The organism is Maritimibacter sp. DP1N21-5 (assembly GCF_019218295.1).
Lineage (GTDB): Bacteria > Pseudomonadota > Alphaproteobacteria > Rhodobacterales > Rhodobacteraceae > Maritimibacter.
The window spans coordinates 773,250-797,429 of sequence record NZ_JAHUZF010000006.1; the positions used below are offsets into that span (position 1 = coordinate 773,250).

General features: G+C 63.6%; 17 protein-coding genes. 7 read left to right on the forward strand and 10 right to left on the reverse strand.

All coding sequences use genetic code 11. The features are described from left to right. The first annotated feature begins 133 nt into the window (after positions 1-133). The 5 genes from KJP29_RS11475 to KJP29_RS11495 all read left to right on the forward strand — a co-directional run bounded on the left by KJP29_RS11475 (position 134) and on the right by KJP29_RS11495 (position 4,700). Positions 134-1,033: an MBL fold metallo-hydrolase gene (locus tag KJP29_RS11475; RefSeq protein ID WP_370630867.1), complete on the forward strand. Its 900-nt coding sequence runs from the start codon at positions 134-136 to the stop codon at positions 1,031-1,033. Positions 1,034-1,062: 29 nt separating this feature from the next. Further along, positions 1,063-1,395, forward strand: a complete 333-nt coding sequence (locus KJP29_RS11480; RefSeq protein ID WP_218463691.1) for a TIGR01244 family sulfur transferase — start codon at positions 1,063-1,065, stop codon at positions 1,393-1,395. A 56-nt stretch (positions 1,396-1,451) separates the two neighbouring features. After that, positions 1,452-3,221 (forward strand): SulP family inorganic anion transporter, encoded by a 1,770-nt coding sequence (locus KJP29_RS11485; protein WP_218463692.1) that lies wholly within the window; start codon positions 1,452-1,454, stop codon positions 3,219-3,221. A 225-nt stretch (positions 3,222-3,446) separates the two neighbouring features. Continuing rightward, on the forward strand, positions 3,447-4,214 hold the full coding sequence (locus KJP29_RS11490) for an SDR family NAD(P)-dependent oxidoreductase (RefSeq protein ID WP_218463693.1): 768 nt from the start codon (positions 3,447-3,449) through the stop codon (positions 4,212-4,214). A gap of 42 nt (positions 4,215-4,256) precedes the next feature. After that, positions 4,257-4,700, forward strand: a complete 444-nt coding sequence (locus KJP29_RS11495) for a GNAT family N-acetyltransferase (RefSeq protein ID WP_218463694.1) — start codon at positions 4,257-4,259, stop codon at positions 4,698-4,700. Here the strand turns inward: KJP29_RS11495 and KJP29_RS11500 are convergent. Genes KJP29_RS11500 through KJP29_RS11510 form a run of 3 tightly spaced genes read right to left on the reverse strand, consistent with a single transcriptional unit; the run spans position 4,697 to position 7,816 of the window. Further along, positions 4,697-5,275, reverse strand: a complete 579-nt coding sequence (locus KJP29_RS11500) for a TIGR02281 family clan AA aspartic protease (RefSeq protein ID WP_218463695.1) — start codon at positions 5,273-5,275, stop codon at positions 4,697-4,699. The genes KJP29_RS11495 and KJP29_RS11500 overlap by 4 nt on opposite strands. 56 nt (positions 5,276-5,331) lie before the next feature. Further along, entirely contained in the window at positions 5,332-5,958 is a 627-nt protein-coding gene (locus tag KJP29_RS11505) for a MarC family protein (protein ID WP_218463696.1), read from the reverse strand. A gap of 16 nt (positions 5,959-5,974) precedes the next feature. Then, entirely contained in the window at positions 5,975-7,816 is a 1,842-nt protein-coding gene (locus KJP29_RS11510) for an ABC-F family ATP-binding cassette domain-containing protein (RefSeq protein WP_218463697.1), read from the reverse strand. Positions 7,817-8,029: 213 nt separating this feature from the next. Here KJP29_RS11510 and ndk point away from each other — a divergent pair, with 213 nt between their 5' ends. Beyond that, positions 8,030-8,452, forward strand: coding sequence for a nucleoside-diphosphate kinase (gene ndk / locus KJP29_RS11515; RefSeq protein WP_218463698.1), 423 nt, complete (start codon positions 8,030-8,032; stop codon positions 8,450-8,452). A gap of 100 nt (positions 8,453-8,552) precedes the next feature. Here the strand turns inward: ndk and KJP29_RS11520 are convergent, their stop codons facing one another. The 3 genes from KJP29_RS11520 to KJP29_RS11530 all read right to left on the reverse strand — a co-directional run bounded on the left by KJP29_RS11520 (position 8,553) and on the right by KJP29_RS11530 (position 10,109). After that, positions 8,553-9,443 (reverse strand): PHB depolymerase family esterase, encoded by an 891-nt coding sequence (locus KJP29_RS11520; protein WP_218463699.1) that lies wholly within the window; start codon positions 9,441-9,443, stop codon positions 8,553-8,555. 20 nt (positions 9,444-9,463) lie between these two features. Next, on the reverse strand, positions 9,464-9,790 hold the full coding sequence (locus tag KJP29_RS11525) for a TfoX/Sxy family DNA transformation protein (RefSeq protein ID WP_218463700.1): 327 nt from the start codon (positions 9,788-9,790) through the stop codon (positions 9,464-9,466). A gap of 139 nt (positions 9,791-9,929) precedes the next feature. Then, positions 9,930-10,109: a hypothetical protein gene (locus KJP29_RS11530; protein ID WP_218463701.1), complete on the reverse strand. Its 180-nt coding sequence runs from the start codon at positions 10,107-10,109 to the stop codon at positions 9,930-9,932. A gap of 411 nt (positions 10,110-10,520) precedes the next feature. Between KJP29_RS11530 and KJP29_RS11535 the strand changes: the two genes are divergently transcribed. Continuing rightward, positions 10,521-11,423: a PHB depolymerase family esterase gene (locus KJP29_RS11535; protein ID WP_218463702.1), complete on the forward strand. Its 903-nt coding sequence runs from the start codon at positions 10,521-10,523 to the stop codon at positions 11,421-11,423. Between the two features lie 166 nt (positions 11,424-11,589). Here the strand turns inward: KJP29_RS11535 and KJP29_RS11540 are convergent, their stop codons facing one another. The 4 genes from KJP29_RS11540 to KJP29_RS11555 all read right to left on the reverse strand — a co-directional run bounded on the left by KJP29_RS11540 (position 11,590) and on the right by KJP29_RS11555 (position 23,854). Next, positions 11,590-13,050: an HlyD family type I secretion periplasmic adaptor subunit gene (locus KJP29_RS11540; protein WP_218463703.1), complete on the reverse strand. Its 1,461-nt coding sequence runs from the start codon at positions 13,048-13,050 to the stop codon at positions 11,590-11,592. Next, positions 12,962-14,887 (reverse strand): calcium-binding protein, encoded by a 1,926-nt coding sequence (locus KJP29_RS11545; protein WP_218463704.1) that lies wholly within the window; start codon positions 14,885-14,887, stop codon positions 12,962-12,964. Before KJP29_RS11545 ends, KJP29_RS11540 begins: the two co-directional genes overlap by 89 nt. After that, on the reverse strand, positions 14,880-16,673 hold the full coding sequence (locus tag KJP29_RS11550; protein WP_218463705.1) for a type I secretion system permease/ATPase: 1,794 nt from the start codon (positions 16,671-16,673) through the stop codon (positions 14,880-14,882). Before KJP29_RS11550 ends, KJP29_RS11545 begins: the two co-directional genes overlap by 8 nt. Positions 16,674-16,759: 86 nt before the next feature. Then, a complete protein-coding gene (locus KJP29_RS11555; protein WP_218463706.1) occupies positions 16,760-23,854 on the reverse strand; it encodes a peroxidase family protein in 7,095 nt (2,364 codons plus the stop codon). Between the last annotated feature and the right edge of the window lie 326 nt (positions 23,855-24,180).

Consider the following 24,180-nt stretch of genomic DNA (forward strand, 5'->3'; position numbering starts at 1 on the left):
AAATGAATACGAAGGGGTTTACGGAATCCTCTCCACCGCCTATCTCGGTCGGGACGCAACACGAGGCGTGCATATGTTGCCGCTTCGGTTCAAACTGACAAGGCCGGGTCTGCCCGGCGAACTGGAGGGAGTTATGAAGGACATGACCCAGAACTATCCCGTCGACACCAACATCAGGCCGGACGTGAAGGCGTTCTTCGACCCGGCGACGAACACGATTTCTTACGTGGTCAAGGACCCGACCTCGAACAAATGCGCCATTGTCGACAGCGTCATGGACATCGACTACGCCGCCGGTCGCATCACCTATGACAATGCCGACGAGATCATCGCCTATGTGCAGGACAACGGGCTCGAGGTCGAATGGCTCATCGAAACTCATGTCCATGCCGACCACCTTTCCGCCGCGCCCTATATCCAGGAAAAGGTGGGCGGCAAAATCGGCATCGGCGAGAATATCACCGTGGTGCAGGACACCTTCGGCAAGGTCTTCAACGAAGGCACCGAGTTCCAGCGTGACGGTTCGCAGTTCGACCGCCTGTTCAAGGACGGCGACACCTACCAGATCGGCAACATGACCGCCTTCGCGATGCACACGCCGGGCCACACGCCCGCCTGCATGACCCATGTTGTGGGTGACGCGAGTTTCGTGGGCGACACGCTTTTCATGCCCGACGGCGGCTCGGCCCGGGCCGACTTTCCCGGTGGGGACGCGGGCGTGCTCTACGATTCGATCCAGAGGGTGCTGGCGCTGCCGGACGAGACGCGGCTTTTCATGTGCCACGACTACGGTCCCAATGGTCGCGACATCCAGTGGGAAACCACCGTGGGCGACGAGAAGGCGCACAACATCCACGTGGGCGGCGGCAAGACGAAAGAGGATTTCGTCAAGTTCCGCACCGAACGCGATGCGCAGCTCGACATGCCCAAGCTCATCATCCCTTCGCTGCAGGTGAACATGCGCGCAGGCGCCATGCCGCCCGCCGACGAACAGGGCGATGTGTTCTTTAAAGTGCCCGTCAACAAGCTGTAAGAAGCTTGAGGGCAAAGGAGTAACGCGCGATGCATATGAACCATCTGGACGACAAGGTGACGGTCTCGCCGCAGATCACCGTCGAGGACGTGGCGACGATTGCCGCCGAGGGGTTCACCGCCCTCATGTGCAATCGCCCCGATGGCGAGGACCCGACCCAGACACCCTGGGCCGAGATCGAAGCCGCGGGCAAGGAGGCGGGTCTCGCCACCTATTATCTTCCCGTGCAGTCCCGGCCCGAGGCGGAAGGGGCCGCGGAAGCCTTTGCACAGGCGGTCGACGAGAATGACCGGCTCTTCGCCTACTGTCGGTCCGGCACGCGCTGCCAGCTCATCTATCAGGCTGCGAAAGCGCGCGCCTGACCCATGAGTCCCGGCGCCGCTGACGTGCCGGGGCGGTTAATTCAAGGACAGCCGACATGGCCGTGACCCAGAAACGCCGGGCGAAGTCGCTCCGGCAGTATTTCCCTATTCTCGAATGGAGTGCGGAGTACCGGCGCGACACGCTGGTCTCCGACCTCGTGGCCGCCGTGATCGTGACGATCATGCTCATCCCGCAATCGTTGGCCTATGCGCTACTTGCGGGGCTGCCAGCCGAGATGGGGCTCTATGCCTCGATCCTGCCGCTCGTGGCCTATGCGATCTTCGGCACCTCGCGGGCGCTGGCCGTGGGCCCGGTCGCGGTCGTGTCGCTGATGACGGCCGCGGCGGTCGGGAACATGGCGCTTCAGGGCACAGCCGAATACGCGCTGGCGGCGATCACGCTCGCCTTCCTGTCGGGTCTCATCCTTCTGGTCATGGGCGTGTTCCGGCTTGGGTTTCTCGCAAATTTCCTGTCGCATCCGGTCATCGCCGGTTTCATCACCGCTTCCGGTCTGCTCATCGCGACCTCGCAGCTCAAGCACGTGATGGGGGTGCCCGCACATGGCGAAGCGCTCTTTGACCGGCTCTTGTCGCTCCTGTCGCACATTGGCGAAACCAACCTCATCACGCTCGCCGTTGGGGTTGCCTCGGTCGCCTTCCTGTTCTGGGTGCGCAAGGGGTTGAAGCCGCTCCTGATCTCTCTGGGCCTCAAGCCTCGCCTCGCGGATATCCTCGCCAAGGCCGGCCCGGTCGCGGCCGTCGCCGTGACGACGCTCCTGTCCTGGGGCTTCGACTTCGCGGGCAAGGGCGTGTCCATCGTGGGCGAGGTGCCGCAGGGTCTTCCGCCCCTGACCATGCCCTCCTTCAGCCCCGAAGTCTGGGGCCAGCTCTTCGGCTCGGCGCTCCTCATCTCGATCATCGGCTTCGTCGAGTCGATCTCGGTCGCGCAGACGCTCGCCGCCAAGCGCAAGCAGCGGATCACGCCGGATCAGGAACTGGTAGGCCTCGGGGCGTCGAACATCGCCGCGGCCATGTCGGGCGGCTATCCGGTGACAGGCGGTTTCGCGCGTTCCGTCGTGAACTTCGACGCGGGCGCCGAAACCCCCGCTGCTGGCGCCTATACCGCCGTCGGCATCGCCCTTGCCGCGCTCTTGCTGACGCCTCTCCTCTACTTCCTGCCGCAGGCCACCCTCGCCGCCACCATCATCGTCGCTGTCCTGAGCCTCGTCGATTTCGCGATCCTCAAGCGCACCTGGGCCTATTCCAAGGCTGATTTCGCTGCCGTGGCCGCGACGATCCTGCTCACGCTGACCTACGGTGTGGAGCTTGGGGTTTCCGCCGGTGTGGTCCTGTCGATCGTTCTGTTTCTCTACAAGACGTCGCGTCCCCATATCGCCGAGATCGGCCTGGTCCCGGGCACCGAGCACTTCCGCAACATCGACCGTCACAAGGTCCTCACCCACCCCGAGCTTCTGTCGCTCCGGCTGGACGAGAACCTCTATTTTGCGAACGCGCGTTACATTGAGGACTACATCCTCGACCGGCTCGGGCAGGACCAGCCGATCCGCCATGTGGTCCTGAACTGCGCCGCCGTGAACGTGATCGACCTGTCGGCGCTCGAGAGCCTGGAAGAGCTCAACCGGCGGCTGGGCGACATGGGGATCAGCCTCAACCTGTCCGAGGTGAAGGGTCCGGTGATGGACCGTTTGCAGAAGACACATTTCCTCGACGAGCTGTCCGGTCAGGTCTTCCTGACTCAGTTCGGGGCCATGAAGGCGCTGGGTCCGGTCGACGGTCTGAAGCCCGTTCTGAAGGCTGCGGAGTAGGGCGCGTTAACGATTTCCGCTAAGGGTGTGGTCGTAAGTCACTGAAGTAAAAAGCCTTTCAGGTGTCCGGGGTTCTAGAATTCTAGAATCCCGGAGGTCCCGCCCAAGACGCCCCATTCGGAATGCCGCTACGTCGCGCGGCCAATTGATGATAGGTCATAACCGATCCCATTGCGGCCCTACGCGACCGCTGCTAGGCCTTTGGAAACCAATCGGGAGGACATCATGGAAATCGGCAAGAATACCCCAGTCGTGGTGACGGGCGGCGCATCGGGGCTTGGCGCGGCGGTGGCGCGGGCGATGGCGGCCAAGGGCGCGCCGGTCGGCATCTTCGACCTCAACGGCGAAGCGGGCGAGGCGCTGGCCAAGGAACTCGGCGGCGCCTTCGCAAAGGTCGACGTGTCGGACGCGGACAGCGTCGCGGCGGGTTTCGAGACGGTGCGAGCGAAGAACGGGCAAGAGCGCATCATGGTCAACTGCGCCGGCATCGGCACCATCGGCAAGGCCGTGTCCAAGGGCGTCGTCCATGATCCGAAGAGCTTCGCGAAGACGCTCATGGTCAACACGGCCGGCACCTTCTACTGCGCCTCGCAGGCCGCCGCCGGTATGGTCGCCGCAGATCCGCTGACCGATGACGGTGAGCGGGGCGTGATCATCAATACCGCTTCCGTCGCGGCATTCGACGGCCAGATCGGGCAGGTGGCCTATTCCGCTTCCAAGGGTGCGGTCGTCGGCCTGACCCTGCCGCTCGCGCGCGAACTCGCCCGCGACGGGGTGCGTGTCTGCACCATTGCGCCGGGGCTTTTCTATACCCCGATGATGGAGGGCCTCCCGCAGGAGGCGCAGGACAGCCTCGGCAAGCAGGTCCCGTTCCCGTCGCGCCTCGGTCAGCCGGCGGAATATGCACATCTCGCGCAGCACATCGTCGAAAACTCCATGCTGAATGGCGAGGTCATCCGCCTCGACGGCGCGATCCGCATGGCGCCGCGCTGAGGCGCGCTTGCCGCGCGAGGTGATGTTCGCCTAGCCTTGTGCATGGATGCGGACATCACCTTTCACCTGCTCGATGCGGGTAATGCGCAGCTCATGGCGGGGGCCGAGGTCTTCGATGGCCCCCTGCGCCCCGCCTCTCTCGCGGCTTTCATCGAGGACCCCCTCCATCACCTGTTCTTCGCCAGACAGGAAACGCGTGTGATCGGCTTCACCTCCGGCGTCGTGCTCTATCATCCCGACAAACCTCCGATGATGTTAATCAGCGAGGTGGGTGTCGAGGAGCCCCAGCGCCGTCAGGGCGTCGCGAAGGCGCTCGTTGCACGGCTGATCGACCACGCGCGCGCCCTTGGGTGCGAGGGGATCTGGCTCGCGACGGAAGGCGACAATCGCGCCGCACAGGCGCTCTATGCGAGCCTCGGGGCCCGTCGCACGGACGACATCTTGGTCTATGACTGGGACGGGGCGATGGACGACCCGACCGCCTAGCGGGTCAGGACCATCCCGTCGCTCGTGATCTCCAGCCGCTCGAAGCGCCGAAGATAGGACATGCCGAGGAGCGAGGCATCCATTTCGCCCTCGTTGACATAAACCTTCACGTTCTCCTCTACGATATCGCCCAGCACGACCTGCTCGACCCGTGCGGGCGCGGTGCGCACCATGCCGTTCGCGGTCATCGCGCTTCCGATGTAATCGAGGTCCTCGGGGTGGAGCCCCACCGACCTAGCATCGTCCTCCGAGAGAACGATCTCGCTCGCGCCTGTGTCCACGACGAAGATCACCGGTGTGCCGTTCAACTCCAGCGTAAGATAAAAATGCCCGTCGGCGCCGCGCGGCACCTCCACGACGCCGCTCCCCACGACAGACTGCCGGGGCATCACGTCGCGGCCCATGTCCTCCCACAGCCCATAGGCGCCGATCGCACCCACGAAGATCAGGGCCCAGATTGCGAGCTGTTGCAGCGATTTGCCCATATTGGCCTTGTTCATCACGAAGAAGGACGCGATCACGGCGCCCCCGAGGAGCACGAGATAGGTGAGGCGGGCGTAATCGAAGCTGTCCATGGGAATCAGTTAAGCATGCGCGCGCGCATTGCCATAGGTCCGTCTCAACAAAGCCCTCAGCCGAAGAGCGGCGTCTGCGCCAGACCGTCGATCATGAACTGGATCGCGAGTGCAGCCAGCAGCATCCCCAGAAGCCGCGTCACCACATTGATCCCGGTGTCCTTGAGGTATCGGCCAAGCCACCCGGCGGCGAGGAAGAAGGCAAAGACCACTACGAGCACCGCGACCATCACGCCCAGCACCGCCAACTTGCCCCCCACGTCCGTGGCATTGCCCATGAGCAGGATCATCGTCGCCATCGCACCGGGCCCGGAAATGAGCGGCATGGCCAGGGGAAAGACGCTGGGATCGTCGGCGGGGTCCAGCACGCTCGCCTCCGACTGGCTTTCCCGCCGCTGCTTGCGCCGCTCGAAGAGCATGTCGAGCGCCGTCAGGAACAAGAGTGCCCCGCCGGCGATGCGGAAGGCGGCCATGGAAATTCCGAAAAGGTCCAGAACCGCCTGGCCGGCGAGCCCGAAGACGGTGAGGATCGCCGCCGCCACCAGCACGGCCCGTAGCCCCACCACCCAGCGGTGCCCGTTCGTCATGTCGCGGGTCAGGGCGAGGAACACGGGTGCAAGCCCGATCGGGTCGATGATCACGAAGAGCGTGACGAAGGCGGGGATGAGCTGGTCGAAGGTCATGTCCGCAACTTTCCCGTCACGCCATCGCGCTGTCGAGCTTTTCCTGCGCTGCCACCCACATCGCCTCGGCCCGGTCGAGCCCTTCCATCACCTCGGCGTATTTCTTCTGCCAGACTTCCATCTCGCCGATCTTCTCCTTTTCATAGAGGTCGGGATTGGCGAGTTTCGTGGCGAGCTTTCCGCGCATGTCCTCGAGCTTGGCGACGCGGTCCTCGCATTTGCGCACCTCGGCACGCAGTGCCTGAACCTCGTCCTTCGACGCACGCTTGGGCTTTGGCGCCTCCACCTGCGGTTTGGCGGGCGCATCGCTGGTCAGAAGAAGCTTCCGGTAGGCCTCCAGATCCTCGTCGAAGGGGGTCACGCGCCCGTCCTTCACGAGCCAGAGCCGATCCGCGACCATCGACAGAAGGTGCATGTCGTGGCTCACGAGGATGACCGCACCGGAATACTCCGTCAGCGCCTCGACCAGCGCCTCGCGGCTCTCGATGTCGAGGTGGTTGGTCGGCTCGTCGAGGATGAGCATATGCGGCGCATCGATCGTCGCGATGAGGAGCGTCAGCCGCGCCTTCTGCCCGCCCGAGAGCCGCGCCACGACCGTATCCGCCTGTTCCGCCATGAGCCCGAAACCCGACAGCCGCGAACGCAAGCGCGCGGGGCTTTCCGTGGGTCTGAGCCGCCGGAGGTGGTCGATGGGGGTCTCATCGGGATAAAGCTCGTCCATCTGGTGCTGGGCGAAGTAACCGATCCGGAGCTTCGACGCGCTGACCATCCGGCCCGACAGCGCTGGAAGACGCCCGGCGAGGAGCTTCGACAGCGTCGACTTGCCCTGACCGTTCTTGCCCAGAAGCGCGATCCGGTCGTCCTGATCGATCCGAAGCGACAGCTTCGACAGAACAGGCACCCCGTCATAGCCGACCGCTGCGCCCTCCATGTTCACGATGGGCGGCGACAGTTCCTCGGGCGAGGGGAAGCTGAACTTACGAAGCGCCGCCTCCTTGGGCGAGGACATGAAACTCAGCTTCTCGATCATCTTGAGCCGGCTCTGCGCCTGTTTCGCCTTCGAGGCCTTGGCCCGGAACCGGTCCACGAAGCTCTGCAAGTGGTCGCGCCGCTGCTGGTTCTTGCGGTTCTCGGCCTCGGCCACGGCGAGCCGCGCCGCGCGGGTCTGCGCGAAGGTGTCGTATCCGCCCTTGTAGAGCGTGAGCTTGCGGTCCTCGAGATGCAGGATCGACCCCACGGCGCGATTGAGCAAACCCCGGTCGTGCGAGATGACGATGACCGTATGGGGATATTTCGCCAGATAGCTCTCGAGCCAGAGCGCCCCCTCGAGGTCGAGGTAGTTGGTCGGTTCGTCAAGGAGTAGCAGGTCCGGTTCCGAAAACAGAACCGCCGCCAGCGCCACGCGCATCCGCCAGCCGCCCGAGAAATCCGAACAGGGCCGCGCCTGATCGGGGTCGTCGAAGCCGAGCCCCTTCAGGATCGACGCCGCCCGCGCCTCCGCCGACCAGGCGTCGATATCCGTGAGACGCGTCTGGATCTCGGCGATCCGCGTCGGATCCTCCGTGACCTCGGCCATCAGGGCCGCGCGTTCGGTATCCGCCGCGAGCACGGTGTCCAGAAGCGACACATCGCTCGCCGGCGCTTCCTGCGCCACACCGCCGATCCGCGCGCCCCTGGGCATCGACACCGACCCGGTCTCGAACACCAGCTCACCCCGGATCAGGCGAAAGAGCGTCGTCTTGCCGGTGCCGTTACGCCCGACAAGCCCCACCTTGTGTCCCTCCGGGATCACGGCAGAGGCATGTTCGATGAGCGGACGCCCCTCGACGGAATAGGATATATCTTCGATCTTCAACATGCCGCCTCACTGCCCCAAGCACCCGGCACGGTCAATTCCCCTTCTCTGGTCCACAAATATCCCGGAGAGGGGTTTGGGGAGAGGCAGCGCCTCTCCCCAACCGGTCGTCGCAGCGCAACTGCGGCGAAACCCCTTTCCCCGAACCCGAGCCCGTGCTAGCAGGCGCGCGACCATTCCACCGGGCACGCGCCCGACGAACCAAAGGGACAGAACATGGCCATTCAGCGCACCTTCTCGATCATCAAGCCGGACGCCACCAAGCGCAACCTCACCGGTGCGATCAACGCCAAACTCGAGGCCGCTGGCCTGCGCATCATCGCCCAGAAACGCATTCACCTGTCAAAGGCACAGGCGGGCGTCTTCTACGCCGTGCACGCCGAGCGCCCCTTCTATGACGAACTGTGCGAGTTCATGTCCTCCGAGCCGATCGTGGTTCAGGTCCTCGAAGGCGAAAACGCCATCGCGAAGAACCGTGAAGTGATGGGCGCGACCAACCCCGCCGATGCCGCCGAAGGCACCATCCGCAAGGACTTCGCGCTCTCCATCGGTGAAAACTCGATCCACGGCTCCGACGGCGAAGACACCGCCGCCCAGGAAATCGCCTATTTCTTCTCGGGCCTCGAACTGGTCGGCTGATCGGCTCAGGTCTTGATCTTCGGATGGGCCGCTCCTCGGGGCGGCCTTTTTCGTGTGGCCGCCGGGACGCGACCACCGGGCGCGAACGACGAGACGGATCTCAGTCGAACTGGCTGAAGAACCGCCAGACGATCTGCGCGCCGTCGATTTCTTCCGTGCTGCGCCCGATCAGAAGGGGTGACATGTCCGGGCCGCCGCCGGGCCAGTAATGTCCCATACCGCGCACCCGAAGCGTCCAGACGGGCAGGGCGCAGCCCAGCCTTTGTTGAAACACCAAGGCCGTTCCGTCGTCGATCACGTCGCGCTGGCTTTCCTGCCGCCCCTCGCCACAGCCCGCGCGGGCCGCGAAGAAGTCGGCGGTCTCCTCGAACCCCATGATCTTCATCGAAAAACCCGGTCCCGCCGGGATCTGGCCCCCGTCGTAGGGCATCACCGGGTCCTCGTCGCCCAGCGACAGAAAGACCGGAAAGGGCGGGGTTCCCGAGCAGTCGTCCTCAAGCACGCGGGGCAGGTTCATCGAGAGCGCCGCCACCGCCCGCACGCGCCCGGGCCGGGTGCAGGCATAGGCATAGGCAAGCTGCCCGCCCATGGAAAACCCGGCCAGGAACACCCGGTCGTGGTCGATGGAAACCCGCTCCGAGGTGACCGAGATCACCCGGTCGAGATAGGCGAGGTCGTCGCGCGCGGGCCGGAGCAGCGCCGCCGCCTCGCCCTGTCCGATGTTCCAGACCTTGCCGACCGCATTGGGATAGACGAGCACCGCGCCCTGATCGAGCGCGATCCGCTCCCATTGGTGCCGCGTGACGCGCGGCATGCCCCGATCGGATTGAAACAGCCCGTGCAGCACGACGATCAACGGCCTCGGTCCTTCGACACCCTCGGGGATCAGAAGCTGAAACCGCCGGTCGAGCCCGTCCTGCCGGAAATAGACCTCTTCCGCGACGGCGAAGCGGGGCAGGGCGAGCGCCAGGAGGACGAGCAGAATTTTCATCACCGTAGTTTCCTGCGACTTCACGCGCGGGGGCGGATGCCGATTTCGTCGAGCACCGCTTCAAAGCCGGTCGCATTGCGCGTCATACCGTCCTTCAGCGCCTCGAACCGCAGCTTGAGCGCCTCCTTCTCGGCGCCGCGGCAATCGTTCCACGGTCGTCCCTGCAGCCCCATGACGAGGGCGTAATAACCGATGAAATGCGGCGCCTCGCCGGCGGCGAGCCAGCGGCGATAGGCTTCGTCGGCCCCGAGCGCGAGGAGTTCCTCGGCACTGGCGATGCCAGCCCGGTGAAACCCCGCAGCGGTAGCGGGGCCAAGATTCGGAAGCGTGGAGATGTCGGCGCACATGAGACGGACTGTCGCTTGTCCGGTGCAGCCGGTCAATTCGGCGCGCGGGCGATGCTCGGATTGCCGCGCATCGCGAGGGCCCGAAAATGGAAGGGGCCCCACTGCGTTGTTACGCAGGGGCCCCGTCTGAAGCTCTGTCTCAGATCGCCGCCCAGTCGCGAAACACCGATTTCGGCGTATCGGTCGCGGAGAGCGCCGCCGTGATCGCAGGCGCCGTCTCCGGCGTCTGGCTCGCGGCCTCTGAGGCCGCGGCGCGGCGCACCGCCTCGTCACGGCTCTGAACGTCATTGTTCTGGCGTTGGTCGTTGTAGCTCGCCATGCCTCTTTCCTTCCTTGGACCTATGCTGGTCCTGTCTGGCAGGTTCAGGGTTCGTGCCCGGAGACCTTTGCCGTGGTGGGTTCGCCACCCTGTTCGTGAAGGGTCAATGCCTTGTGGCCGGCATCGTTGCCCGAATCCTGCGCTTGGGTTGGGGCGAAGGCGCGGCGGAAATAGGGCGGAAATGTGTCCTCCCACAAGACGGTAAATATGGCACATCGGCGAAAAAGCGCCGCGTGGCAGGGACTTGCGGGGGAAACGGGCAGGCCCGATCGGGCGTCACCCGCGCAATGTTGCACGAACGCAAAAGATTCTCGGAAATTTCTCGGAACCCGGATTCCAAACCCCGAACCAAAGCGCCATAGTGCGCCGCGCAAGACGCCCTTTCCCCCAGGATCCCCCGTGAGGTTTCGCATGTTCCGCTTTGTTGCCCTTTTTCTCTTCGTTCTGGCAGGTTTCTTGGCCCGCCCCCTGTCGGCGCAGGTCGAGGTGGAGAGTTTCGAGATCGAAGGCCGCATGGTCGAAAGCGTCTCGCCCGAACGGCTTGAGCTTTTGCCCGCGCCCCTTGTCATCATGCTGCACGGGGCCCGGCGAAACTCGGGTTACATGGCCGATTCCATTCCGCTCGAGAAGATCGCGACCGTCGGCGGTTTCCGCGCCGTCTATATCGACGGCAGCCGCCTGACCCGGCTTTACGACGACAACTGGAAGGGCTGGAACGCGGGCTATTGCTGCGGCGCGGCGGCGGCGCAGGGGATCGACGATCTTGGCACGCTGGACCGGATTATCGCGCGCTTCGAGGATGCGGGTCTCGTCAAGGACGGGCGCATCTACCTTGTGGGCCACTCCAACGGCGCGATGATGTCTTATCACTATGCCTGCAGCCGACCCGGCCGGATCGCGGGCGTGATCGGCATTTCCGGCAACTATGCGATGCGCGACTGCCCCGGCGCGCGCAATCTCGACGTGCTGATGATCCACGGCGATCTGGACAACATCATAACCGTGGCACCCTCCCGCTCGCCCGTGCTGGGCGCGATCAACACCGGGCTCGACGCCTTCTCGGTCTTCATGCGCGAGGCGGGGGCACGGGTCGCGGTGCTGCGCCTGCCCAACGCCGAACACGCGCTTGCCTCGGTCGAAGTCAACGTCGCGCGCGAAACCGGTCTCGGCCTCAACACCATCGTCGGCCGCTTCGTCATCGGCGCCCCGCTCTTCGACATCGCCATCGAAGAACAGGACATCGGCTACCGCCCTGAGATCTTCGAACCCGAAGGCAGCACGATCGCGCCGATCGAGGTCGCGCCGCTTGAATGAGGGCGCGTCTGTCGGTTCGTCAAATAGATCCGCGGCGTGCTGCCAGCACCGTCAAGCAGCTGGCGGTGGTGCCTGATGCGCCCCCTCGCAAGACCTCCAGCCGCCGGCGAGAGAATGCTCGCCAGCGGCCTTCGGTCTCGCACGGCCTGTGGGGTGAGGCCGGCGATCAATCCTCCCGGAACGCGCGCTGCATCTGGTCGGTGAAAGGCTTCGCCAGGTACGATAACGCGGTGCGCTGCTCGGTCTGAAAGAACACTTCCACAGGCATGCCTGGGACCAGTTCTACTTGCATGGCATCTTGCGCGTCCGCGATCAGGATGTGGCTGAGGTAGTAGGGCACCCCGTCGACCGGGTCGACTGTGGCCGCAGCCCCGATCACGCTCACCTCACCCGGAACTTCGGGAGTCGTGCGCTGGTTGAAAGCGGAAAAACGAAGCTTCACGGCTTGACCAACGGCGACCTGATCAACATCGGTGACCGGCACGCGCGCTTCAATGATCAGCTCGCCTTCGGGCACGATCGACATCACGGTTTCTCCAGGCGCGATGACGCCGTTGATGGTGTGGATCGCAAGATCGTTCACGGTGCCGGAAATCGGCGCACGCAAGTCGGTGCGCGACAGGCGGTCGGTGATCGCAAGGGCGCGTTCTTTCAATTCTGCAAGACGGGCGTCGATCTCGCCAAGCTGCTGTTGTGCGTCGGTGCGCGCCTGGTTTTCAAGTTCGAGGATCCGCAACCGCGTCTCGCCAATGCGCGACTTGACCCGGGCGATTCCGGCCGTTGTTTCGCCTGCGGTCCCATTGATGCGGGCGAGCTCGCGCTCGCCTGTCGTGACCCGGGCACGCTCGACCAGGTTCTTCCCGGACAGTTCGCGCATCCGGTCAAGATCCTCGGCAACGATCACCTGTTCGGCTTCAGTGGCGTCGAGCTGAGCCTGAAGCCCGTCGACTTCTTCTTCATACTGTTCGATCTGAAGGCCGAGCTGTTCGAGGCGCAGGCTGCGCATGTCACGGTCGTGTTCAAAAAGGCGCTGCTCGCTTTCGGCGATGGCGCTGGTCTGCGGACCGGCCTCGAACCCATCCGGGAAGACGATTGTCTCCGCGTCGTCGCGCACCGCGATGAGGCGGGCGCGACGGCCCTCAAGCACGGCGAGGTTCGAGGTGACCACGCTGAGTTCCGCCCGGATCTGGGTTGCGTCCAATCGGATCAGAACGTCGCCGGCCTCGACGGTATCTCCGGTTTCTACAAGGATCTCGCCGACGATGCCGCCATCGGGGTGCTCTATCTTCTTGAGCTGGCTACGCACGATGACTTCGCCGTGCGCGATGACTGCGCCTGCAAGTTGCGCACGTGCGGCCCAGCCAAAGCCTGCGAAGATCAGTGCCGCGGCCGCGACGAGGCTGAAGACTATGCGCCCGCGGATCGAGAAATCAGCGATCGTGCCTTTGGTTTTCGTCGAATTTGCAGTCATCCGTTTGTCCCCCACGTCTAAAAGTCCTGCATGGCCCGGTCGGGCGCGATGCGAATTACTTGCTCGTTCAGTTTTGGTGATCGAAGATGAAATCGTGTTCGTCGAGGTCATGATGGCCCCGCAGATCGAGCTCGAACTCATGGCCGTCATCATCATCGTCGTCGTCGTGATCGCTGTATCGGCCGCGGATGATCGTGTGCTCTTCTTCCTCTTCAAGCTGAGAAAAATAGTACTGGATCGCTCCGGTCGCCTGGAAAAACCCGGCGTAGGCACCAGCGAAGAACAGTTGTGTCAGGCCATAGCCCGAAAGTTCCGCGTTGATCAGCGACAAGTCGATCCGGTCGCCTACGGCGAAGTCAGTGATCTGGTCATTGCCGGACCCGTCATTTTCCAGATCGGCCAAGTTGTCGAAGATGAACCGGTCGTCGCCCGCGCCACCGGTAAGCACGTTCACCTGAGCGCTCGCGCCGATTTCGTCGTCCCCAGAGCCCCCGACGGAGTTCTCGATGTTCGCCAGCGTGCTTTCGGGACCGTCGCCGATCCTCATGGTCCCCGCGCCAAGGTCAATTCGGCTGTCCTCCTCGATCTGCGCCAGATTGATCGTGTCGTACCCTTGTCCGCCGTCAATCACGTCCTTGCCGCAGGGGTCTGACTGGACGATCATGTCGTCGCCGGCGCCGCCGTCGATGGTGTCGTCCCCGGCGCCGCCGTCGAGCACGTCATTGCCTTTGCATCCGGACAGCCTGTCGTTACCGTCCTCTCCCATCACCACGTCATCGCCGTCGCCGCCATCGAGCATGTCATCGCCATCGCCGCCGAACATGGTGTCATGGCCCGCATCCCCAAAAAGCCGGTCATGACCGTCTTCGCCGTAAAGGACGTCGTCGCCTTCATTGCCGTGGATCTCGTCATCGCCGCAGCCGCCGAAAATCACATCGTCGCCAGGACCGCCGAAAAGGAGGTCGTCGCCGCAATGCCCGTAGATCACGTCATTTCCGGCACCGCCGTGAACGGTATCGTCACCGTCGCCCGCCTCAACGAGGTCGTCTCCGTTTGATCCGATGATCACATCGTCACCGGGCGTACCGGTGAAGACGTTGTAACCCTTGTCAGTCACCTCGATCTCGGCTGTCCGAACGATGGATGATTTGCCGTCGCTGATCGTGAAACGCAGAGTAGCCGTGCCGATGAACCCCTCTTCCGGCGCAAAAAGCCATGTCCCGTTACCTTGCAGAGCGGCCCTGCCGGTATCGCTGGTCAAAGACGTGATGGACAAGGGATCGCCATCGGGATCGCTGGCTCCGGCCAGCAGCATGGAGGTGGCAAGGAAGACCGCATCGTCCGAACCAAGGCGCGGCAGGCGCACGCGCCCGGTCGCTACCGGCGGCCTGTTCCGACCCACCTCGACACGTTTCGTTGGTGTTTGGTCGTCGTCAGTCTCTTGTCGCGTCTCATTCTGCTCGGCCTGCCGGCGCGGGGCGCCTGGCCGCTGCGCACCCGAGTATGCTGGCTGGTCCGGCGCGCCGACCGGAATGAAGTCGTCGAAGTCGAATTCATCATTGAACAACCGCGCAATGGGAGCGCGTGGCATTCGCAGTGCATCAGGCTGGTTGATGCCTCGCCAGTGCCGATACTCCGACAAACGGACCACCTTCACGTCATCGTCGGGCAACGCCGACCCGGTATCTGGCGTATCGGGGCCCTCGCCTGCGTCAGGTTGCGCTACGCTCTGCGTGGCGGTGTGCCTGGCTTCGGGCGCGCCTTCGGCCTTGTCCTCACCGCTGTGCTTTCGGCTCTCCGCTCCATCTTCTTGGTCCGTGTCGGAACGTGTGGCCGCGACGTTCTTGTCACCGGCAAATCCGATCGCGCCCACGACGAGGGGAAAGATCCAGCGGGCCAGCAGACCGGTTGAAGCCACGGTCAGGCGGAACTTCTGTTTCGGAGCGATTGCGGCTTCGTCGTCCGGGATACCGATTTTCAGTTGGTCATCCATTGGTCCCACTCCTTTTCCTCGGCTTCGGTTTCCGGTCGGTCGGTGCGGGCCGTTCCGAGGTCTTGCCTTCTGCGGCCGAGAACGGGGTGACCTTCGCATCGCCTTGCAGGATCTCTTCCTTGCGGCCGAACGCGGCGAGGCGTCCGTTCTGGATCACGCCGACAAGGTCAACGGCCGCCAGCGCACTCGGCCGATGCGCGATCACGATCACCACTCCGCCGCGCGAACGCACCGTCTGAAGCGCCTCGGTCAGCGCCTTGTCGCCTTCTGAATCCAGGTTCGAGTTCGGCTCGTCGAGCACCACCAGAAACGGATCACGATACAGCGCGCGTGCGAGGCCGATGCGCTGGCGTTGCCCGGCGGAGAGCGACATGCCCTGCGGCCCGAGCGGCGTCTGGTAGCCGTCGGTGAGCCGCACGATCATGTCATGCACCCCCGCGACCTTCGCCGCGGCGATGATATCGTCATTGGTGGCCTTGGGATCGAAACGGGAGATGTTCTCGGCAACCGTTCCATCCATCAGCGCAACGTCCTGCGGCAGGTAGCCGATGCGCATCCCAAGCGCGTCCTCGCGCCACTGGCTCAGGTCGGCGTCGTCGAGGCGGACATGGCCGCGCAGCAGTGGCCAGATACCGACGATTGCCTTGGCGAGCGACGTTTTGCCGCCGCCCGATGGGCCGATCAGGCCAACGGCGTCGCCGGCCTCGAGCGCGAAAGAGACATCGCTTACCAACACCGCGCCACTCACCGGGGCGACTACGGTTACGCCTTCGAGCTTCACGTTTTGCGTCGGGGCAGGGAGCTCGACATAGTCGTCATCGAGGTCGAGCGAGGCGAGCGTGTCCTTCAGCCGGTTCAACGACCGGCGCGCGGCGGTGAACCCTTTCCAGTTGCCAATGGCGGCGTCGATCGGTGCAAGCGCGCGCGAGGAGGCGACCGAACAGGCGATGATCGCGCCGGGCGAGAGCTGCCCACGGATTGTAAGATAGGCCCCAAGACCCAGGAGCCCCGATTGCAGCATCATCCGCAGAACGCGGGAGAAGCTGCCGAAGGTTCCGGAGATGTCACTGGCGCGGGTGTGCAGGCGCAGGTGCTGGCTGTTGGCCTCGGCGTAGCGGGCGAGCGCACGCTCTCCGAAACCCATGGCCTTCAGCACGTCGGCATTGCGGGTGTTGGAATCTGCCACGGCGCTGCGCGCGATGGCCGCCTTCTGCATGTCTGCCGCCGCCTTGCGCGAGAGAAGCTCGGTAAACAGCGTAATGAGGATCAGAACGAAAGCGCCGGCCAAGGTGAGCAGCCCGAGGAGCGGGTGCAGGAAATACACAAAGGCGAGGAACACCGGCATCCAGGGAGCGTCGAGCAGCGCGACGGTGCCGGGTCCGGAAATGAAGCCACGGATCGTGTCGATGTCGCGTCCACGTTCGAGCGCCTCGGCGGTGGAATAGCCGTAGCGCGGCATTTCCATCGAGACGCGGTGTGCGAGCGGGGCGAGGCGGGCGTCAAACCGGGCGCCGACGCGCACCAGGATCTGCTTGCGCAGCGTATCGAAAACGCCCTGGAACAGATACAGGCTGATCGCGAGAACGGAGAGCGCCACCAGGGTCGGCACACTGCCACTGGTAAGGGCGCGGTCGTAGATCTGAAGCATGTAGAAGGCGCCGGTAAGGGCGAGAATGCTGATCAGGAGCGATAGCCCGAGAAGAAAAATGACCGTCCCCCGGTAATTGCCGAGCCGTTCCGAAACGGTTTCGGCGCTGGCGCGATTGCGGCGTCGTTTGTTGCTCATATGTCCGTCCCCCACCGGAAAAATGGTAAATCTACAAAGTCTTGAAGCATCGGTGGGAGGGCCCGGAAGGGCCCTCCGGTGTGCGACTACGAGATGATCGAGTCTGTCGCGGCCAGCGCATGATGGCCCGTGATGTCGATCTCGAAGTCGGCATCGTCGCCCCCGGAGACGTTGCCCGAGACAATCGTATGTTCGCCGTCGTCGTGCATTTCGTAGGTAACGTTCAACTGTCCGGCGGCGTTGAGGCCTCCATTGGTGAACAACACGAAGGACTGGTGCCCGGCGGTGGTCTGATCGGCGTCGATCCCGCTGAGGTCGATCTTGTCACCTATGTTGAAACCAACGATCTGGTCGCCGTCGGCATGCGTGGCAGAGCGGAAGACGAACACGTTGTCGCCGTCTCCACCGTCCATCACGTTGACAGCGCTGTTTGCGGTGATCGTGTCATCGCCGGAGCCGGTCGCGACATTCTCGAAGCCGAAGATGACGTCATGCTCGGTGCCGACGGTCACCTGGCCGTGGCCCATGATACCGCTGCCGAGATCGACATCGACGTCCCCGGTATGACCGGAGTAGTCGAGCGTATCGCTGCCCTTGCCACCCCAGTAGTAGTCGCTGCCGTCGCCTTCGCCGTCGACAACCCAGTCATCGCCGTCGCCGCCGAGGACACGGTCGTCGCCAGCATCTCCGAACACCATGTCGTCGCCGCCGCCGCCAAGCACGACGTCGTCTCCGCCGCCTGCAATCACGAGGTCGGCCTCATCGCCGCCAACCAGCACGTCGGCTTCATTGCCGCCGACCCTCGGTGCTCCGAGATCGTCGAAGTCGGGACCGGCCAGGCCGACCGAGCCGCCGGTGCTGCTCGCGCCATCGCCCTGCGGGGCCTCGGCCTCGCTGTCGTCGCTGCCTTCAGCATCTCCATCCGACGGCGTGCCGCTGCGGTTGACGACGTCCTGAGGACGGACGTCACCCGTCACGTTGCCGTTGGTGTCGGTGTTGAAGACGATCCGGTGACCGGAGGTGAGTGCGGAGATGTCGACCTCATCACCACCATCATCATCGTTGATGGTAATGGTGTTGTAGTTGAGCTGCGTCGGCGAGAAGTCTCCGACAACAGTGACATTGTCGGCGCCCCATCCCGTGTTGACCCGGATCTCTTCGATGTCGACCAGTTCCGCGATGACCGCACCATTGCGCGTTACCACGATTTCGGTTTCCGGGCGCAGACCAGCAATACCGGCTGCATCGGCTTCCAGGCGCGAGTAGATCACGAAATTCTCTGCGGTGGAGTTCCCGTTGACGACAAAGGTATCGCCACTGGAGCCTTCCGCTCCGCCATCAACGTAGTCGCGCCCATCGTTGCTGTTGGAGCCAGCCGACCACTCGATGGTATCGTCACCGCCGCCGGCAAATACGATGTCGTTGCCACCGCCTGCGTCGAAGGTGTCGCCACCGTTGTCACCGATCACGATGTCCGCGCCGTTGCTGCCGCTGACAGTTCCGAAGGTGTCGGTCCCAACCGAGACATTCTGGGTATCGGACGAAACTCCGTCGGTCGCGGTGTAGGAGAATGTTCGGTTGTTGCCGGTCGTCTTCGTCAGGCTGACAACTGTGTCACCGGTCGTGAAGGGATTGACGGAAAAGCCCGAGGTATTCCCCACTTCCGAGGCACCGGTGACGGTCAGTGCAGTGTCACCGAAGTCGTTTGCCAGCAGCGCCCAGGTCGGGACCTGGACAGCGCCGCTGAAGTTGACAACGACGGTTTCCGGCGCCGTGTTGACGGGGTCCACGACACCCACCACGTCGATGGTCGAAACCGCGACATTGCTGTTGAAGGACCCGTCATTCACGGTGACTTCGATCACGCGCGGGGTCTCGTCCGGCGCCTGCGAGGAGTTCTCGAAGGTCACCGCCGCGATCGCCGCCTGATAGGCCGCCAGAGATGCCTCGCCCGACATCGTCAGAGTGATCACGCCCGGCACCGAGGTGTCTATGCTGCCCGCGATGCCATCGCCACCAATGCCGTTTTCGTGCAGCACGTCGCCATCCTTGGCGTTGGTGAGCACGATCCGGGCCGAGGTCATCGTCGGGCTGTCGTCGGTGATCGACGGACCCGAGGCGATCGCAACCGCTTCGCTGTCTTCGGTGAAGGTGGCGGCGTAGTCGTTACTGCCGTCATTCACGGCAATCCCGATGTCGACATTGAGGTTGTCGATCCGGATCGTGCCGTTGCCATTGCCCGAGGTGTTGGCGGTGAAGCGGATGATCGCATCCGGGCCGAAACTTTCGCTGGTACCGAGCAGGGAGGCAAGATCGACGGTGAAGGTGCCGCCGTTGTTGGTTGACGCGTTCAGGTTCACGGCAAGGTCGTGCCAGACAGTGCCGCCGTCGAAAGACACCGCCGCAACGACGCTCTCGCCGAAGTCGAAGCTGCTTTCGGAGTAGTCGAAACTCAGCTCCGCGGAGGTCGCACCGCTCAGATCGAAACTGCGCTGGATGCTGGCGCCGTTGCCGGCGTCTGCGAGCCGCAGCTGGTTGGTTCCGTTGAAGCCACCGTCGATCTGGATCTGGCCATTGCCCGGGGTGCCGTCGTCGCCCGTTTCCGTCCAGGCCGAGGTCCAGGCGATCGTACCGTCACTGTTGGCGAAGCTCGATGTCGAGAACTCGTCGCGCAGGTTACCGCTGTCTGCTGCATGCAGATCAAGCACCGGCGGAGTCGGGGTGATATTCATGGTCCCGTCAGCAAACTCGATCGTTTCGATCCCCCAGAGGTAGTCGGTGCCGTCATGCGGCTCCGCCTGCGGGTCAGCGGGCACCGGGCGGGTGTCGACCACCATGACCCGGCCATCTTCCAGGAAAGACACTTCGTAGTCGGCCATATTCCCACGGTAGACCGCGACGTCTGCCGTGCCGTCGGTGCCGTTGTCGCCAAGGATGTGGCCGAGTTCGCCCGTGTCTAGGAACCGGACGCGGGTTTCTCCTGTGCCATACCAGTTCTCGATCACTTCGTATCTGGCCGTGTCGGAGTAGAGCGAGCCGTCCTCGTAAGCCCTCGTGGCGTCAAGATCGACCCAGAGATCGTTGCGGACCACCGCTGCGCCGCCGAAGAGCCAGTCGGTATCGCCGAGACCGATCAGTCGGTCATTGCCGGCACCGCCGATGAGCTGGTTGCGCGGACCATTGCCGGCCGTGCCGCCCGCGTCCGCACCTTCCAGTTCGTCGTCCTGGGCCGAGCCCACGATGCCTTCGTCCAGCGCGTAGGTGTCGAGCAGGTTCGACGAGGTCGCGTTGGCGTTGGCGGTCTGGAGGCTGGCAAACACGGCGATCGGAACATCTTCGTAGCTGACGATGTCCATGTCGCCTTCGGTGCCGTCCCCGTTCCACTCAATCACCGGAAGGGCGCCCGGCAGCGTGTCGCCGTTGAGGCGGTCGCCGTCGTTGGCCACGGCGCCGAGACCTCCTTCCATGAGGTCGTTGCCGGAGCCGCCGTTGATGTTGTCGTCGCCGACACCACCGCGCATCCAGTCGTTGCCATTCCCGCCGAACATCTCGTCGACGCTGTCGCCGCCTTCCATGTAGTCGTTGCCTTCACCGCCCATCATCAGGTCGGTGTCGCCTTCGCCGTAGAGACGGTCGTCGCCATCGTCGCCGAAGACTTCGTCGATGCCATCGCCGCCGTGCAGCTCGTCGTCACCCTCGTTGCCATGGATCGTATCAAGCACGCCAGGACCGGCGGAGATGTAGTCGTTCCCGGCACCGCCCGCGATGAAGTCGTCGTTCTCGTAGTCGGTGATCCAGTCGTCGCCATCGCCACCATAGAGGTGGTCGTTGCCCTGGGCGCCTTCGATGAGGTCGTTGCCGGCATCGCCGTAGATCGTGTCATCGCCAAGGCCGCCGATAATGTAATCGTTCCCCTCGAGGCCTGCGACAACGATGTGACCGTCGTTGGCGCTGCCACCGGGGGTGCTTTCCGTGAGCCTGACATTGTCAATCAGCACCTGCGTCGCGCCGGCGTCCTCGGCCGTCGCATCGCCAAGCTTATGGATGACAATCCGCAGCTGTTGTCCGGCCACTGCCGCGTCAATCGGCCCATACGCCGCCATCGGGTTGGATGTGTCGAACGTCACGTTGATCCAGCCGTCATCAGCGTTCTGCGCAACAGTGTCGGCCAGAAGCGTCGCCCCGGCGTAGAGGTAGGCATGAACCGACGATGTTGGCTGGTCCTCGCGGTTCCCCAAGGCGAAGGACAACGCGTAGGTTGCCCCTTCCTTCGCGGTGGCGTCGACATCCTGCGACAGCGTGCCTGTGCCGTTGATGTATGCGACCTGCGAACCCAACATTCCGGCAGGGTCCACCACAAAGTCCGGGTCGAGATCCGTTTCGGTATCTGGCGCCCAGATGCCACCTTGCGTCACCGTCCAGCTGTCCGGGCTTCCCGAAAGGTAGGTGCCATTGGTGTTCGTGGTGCCAAGGCCGTTGCCGAGCTTCTGAGCTTCGAAGCTGCTGTTGGCCAGCACAAACGGCGTCACCGAACCCGGCAGGGTCTCGTAAATCGCGTTGAAGTAGTCGTTGGTCCCGTAGGCATCATCGACACCGGTCCCGTCGCGAGCGTTGTCGTAGGTGTCGCCGTCGAGAATGAACGTGGCCGAGGCCTGGCCGAACACGTCGCCGTTGATGTGATCGAGCCCCGTCGTGCGCATGACCAGGTCGGCGAACTGCTCGCCGATGATCTGATCGCCAAGGTGGTGGCCCACCGGCATCCGGTAGAGGTAGTAGAACCGGTCGCCGTCTTGCATGCGCTGGGCGAAGTCCAGCATCACGAGGCTGAAAGTGGTGCCGAGCGGGCCGTCGAACAGAGGTTGTTCGGCAAGGCCACCGATCCACAGATCAATATCCCAGAAGCCTTGGTCGCCACCGTTGTTGGCGTTTACCTGCCACTGGCCGGTCCCCGTATCGAAGACCGGCGCCCCTGTGCCTCGCAGGAACATCACGGCTTCATCGTGGAGCGCGTGGTTGGTATCGGCTGCGGCATCAATGATCACCTGCGCATTGGCGCGAAGGTCCTGAAGCGTCATGGAGCCGTTTTCATAGGCCGAGCGAGCGGCCTGAAGGCCGAAGGTGGCGTCGTCCCGGCCGTAAGCGGCGATGAAGTTCACGAGCGATTCTGGCGTGCGCAGGTGGCCACCAAAGTCTGCCCAACTGGTATAGGGGGCGAGGCCCGAGCCGTTCGCGTTGTTGTTGGTGTTCTGGGTGAGGCCGTCAAACACCTGCTGGCGCAGTTCGTTCAGCGTGGGCAGACCAACGTCACGGCTGCGCGCCAGGTTGAGCGCCGCGAGATCGAGCGGCACGCCGACGAGCGACTGCTGAAGTGCAGAGGTGACGAATTCGTCGATCTCGTTGCCGGTCTGGTTGATCAGGCCCAAGGCGATCGCCGCCGCGCCGTGCGCGTCATAGACGGCCGGGTTCAGGAAAGCGTCAAACAGGTCGACTTCCGTGTAGTTTCCGGCGATGTAGCCCGGCTCGCCGGGATTCAGGCCATTGTCGTCGGGAAGGGCGACCTGGACCGTCTCACGCAGTTGCGAGTGACCAAGACGGAACACCGCCTGGGCGAACTCGAGGCTGATCGACATGTTGATGTCGGAAGAATAGGAGACGAACTCCGGCAGCATCGGATAGAGGCCGGTGACATACTGGTCGATGGCAATGTGGTTGTACTCCGACTCGGTGATGATCCGCGCCGCCTGGTAGAGCTTTTCGCCATCCCAGATTCCGGGCGATGCTTCCCAGTCTGCCTTGTAGGCATCTGCCGCAGCCTGCGCCGCACTGGCGTTGCCGCTCGCGGTCATTTCCGCATCGAACAGATCCTGCGCGATCGCCGTCACCTGATCCTTGATCTGTTGGACCTGGATGTTGTGCTCTTCATGGAACACGTGGTGTACCGCCGTGAGGCCGGCGTTTTCGTTCACCCGGCCATCGCCGGAGACGTAGTGCCGGGCGAGCGCGGCGTCGTCATAGTAGTGCACGCCCGGGATGAGCCCGGTGAAATCGCTGATGCCGGAAGCCGGGGGAAGCGGCATACCCATCGCGCTCAGCGGGCTTGCGCCGTGGGCGATGTCGGCGAGGATCCCCTGGTTCGACTGCATCACGGTGCCGCCGATATCGTTGCCCGCCGCATCGAAAGTGCCAGCAGGATGGCGCTCGAACGGGTCGTACATCTCAAGGGTAGCCGCGGCCACGTTGGTACGTGCTGCCATTTGGGCGAGGGTTTCGTCGGAGCGATACCCCATGCCCGACGGCAGAGTGCCGACCGGGATCACGTCAAAGGTGATCCGGCCGATGGCGTCGGCCTTGATCATGGGTGCATCGAGCACATCCATGTCGATCAGTTCGATACCGATGCGCAGGGCGTTGGCCTGCATGTCGGTCCATTTGCCGAGATCGTGCGCATCGCCGTTGCCGTCCTCGTTGCCGGTGATCAGTGCACCGGTCACGATACCGTTGGAGTCGTACTGGCGGACCAGCGCGTTGACCGAGACGTGCGAGCCGTAGGTCTGCGACTGGTCGATCAGAAGGCCGGTGTTGTTGTTGAACTGCGGCGTGAGGCCGTTCATCAGGTGCATGTTGCCGGTAGCGGGATCGAGATAGAAGTCGCCTGGACCGTTGGACAGGCTCGCCCGGCTGAGCATCATCATGTTTGCCATCGGGCCGGCGGCCGAAGCGTCATACAGGGGATCATTTGGCGAAATCGGGATCAACACATAGCCCGCGCCCTTCGAAATGAAGTCGAGGCCATGGTCGAAGAACTGGCCGAAAGCCACGAACCATTCGTTGTAAGGAACGCCCCCGAGAATGCCCGGGTTGGGCATTTCGGCCGTGACGGAGCTGCCGACCACCGTGTTGGACGTCGCCACCGCATGCCCGCCGAGCGCTTCCATGGCCGCAGCGGCGGCGGGGTTGTAAGTCGGACTGCTCGGATCGACATCCGAACTCGAAATCAGCTGCGCGATCGTGCGGGTCGATTGCCCCAGGTCTTGCACCACGAACTGCATCGGGTTGTCGATGAAGGTCGGGATCCAGGCGGGGTTCTGAACGGGTGTGCCAGGGTTGAGTGGATCATCAATTGTCGGGGTCTGACCGTTGGTATCTATCGCGGCCATCTTCACCGTCGGATCATAGGTCACGCCATATTGCGGAATCCCGGTATCGGGATGATCGGTCTGGAACAGGCGCAGGAAGTCGGTGTCGGCCTGACCCCAGTCGCCGTTGATGTTGTTGCCGGTCCAGGTGACCGTGCCGTCGCCGTTATACTGGAAGCCGCCGACGAGATTGTTGTTGGAACCCGATACTTCCCGCACGCCATTCGGGTCGAGCGGGCTTACGAGTTGGTCGTAGTGGTTGAGAATGTTGACCTGTGCAAGAAGGTAGTTCAGGTCGATTGCAGACAATTTGATCATTTTATCCCCCTGTCAAATCAAGCTGCGCGAAGGTCCAATTTGACCCGCCAGCG

Excerpts from the sequence above, each read along its gene's own strand:
- KJP29_RS11490 (WP_218463693.1), top strand. The coding sequence starts at position 3,447 with ATGGAAATCGGCAAGAATACCCCAGTCGTGGTGACGGGCGGCGCATCG.
- KJP29_RS11485 (WP_218463692.1), top strand. The coding sequence starts at position 1,452 with ATGGCCGTGACCCAGAAACGCCGGGCGAAGTCGCTCCGGCAGTATTTC.
- KJP29_RS11550 (WP_218463705.1), bottom strand. The coding sequence starts at position 16,673 with ATGAGCAACAAACGACGCCGCAATCGCGCCAGCGCCGAAACCGTTTCG.
- KJP29_RS11505 (WP_218463696.1), bottom strand. The coding sequence starts at position 5,958 with ATGACCTTCGACCAGCTCATCCCCGCCTTCGTCACGCTCTTCGTGATC.
- KJP29_RS11520 (WP_218463699.1), bottom strand. The coding sequence starts at position 9,443 with ATGAAAATTCTGCTCGTCCTCCTGGCGCTCGCCCTGCCCCGCTTCGCC.
- KJP29_RS11525 (WP_218463700.1), bottom strand. The coding sequence starts at position 9,790 with ATGTGCGCCGACATCTCCACGCTTCCGAATCTTGGCCCCGCTACCGCT.
- KJP29_RS11530 (WP_218463701.1), bottom strand. The coding sequence starts at position 10,109 with ATGGCGAGCTACAACGACCAACGCCAGAACAATGACGTTCAGAGCCGT.
- KJP29_RS11535 (WP_218463702.1), top strand. The coding sequence starts at position 10,521 with ATGTTCCGCTTTGTTGCCCTTTTTCTCTTCGTTCTGGCAGGTTTCTTG.
- ndk (WP_218463698.1), top strand. The coding sequence starts at position 8,030 with ATGGCCATTCAGCGCACCTTCTCGATCATCAAGCCGGACGCCACCAAG.
- KJP29_RS11480 (WP_218463691.1), top strand. The coding sequence starts at position 1,063 with ATGCATATGAACCATCTGGACGACAAGGTGACGGTCTCGCCGCAGATC.
- KJP29_RS11510 (WP_218463697.1), bottom strand. The coding sequence starts at position 7,816 with ATGTTGAAGATCGAAGATATATCCTATTCCGTCGAGGGGCGTCCGCTC.
- KJP29_RS11540 (WP_218463703.1), bottom strand. The coding sequence starts at position 13,050 with ATGATGATGACGGCCATGAGTTCGAGCTCGATCTGCGGGGCCATCATG.
- KJP29_RS11495 (WP_218463694.1), top strand. The coding sequence starts at position 4,257 with ATGGATGCGGACATCACCTTTCACCTGCTCGATGCGGGTAATGCGCAG.
- KJP29_RS11500 (WP_218463695.1), bottom strand. The coding sequence starts at position 5,275 with ATGGACAGCTTCGATTACGCCCGCCTCACCTATCTCGTGCTCCTCGGG.
- KJP29_RS11545 (WP_218463704.1), bottom strand. The coding sequence starts at position 14,887 with ATGGATGACCAACTGAAAATCGGTATCCCGGACGACGAAGCCGCAATC.
- KJP29_RS11475 (WP_370630867.1), top strand. The coding sequence starts at position 134 with ATGAAGGACATGACCCAGAACTATCCCGTCGACACCAACATCAGGCCG.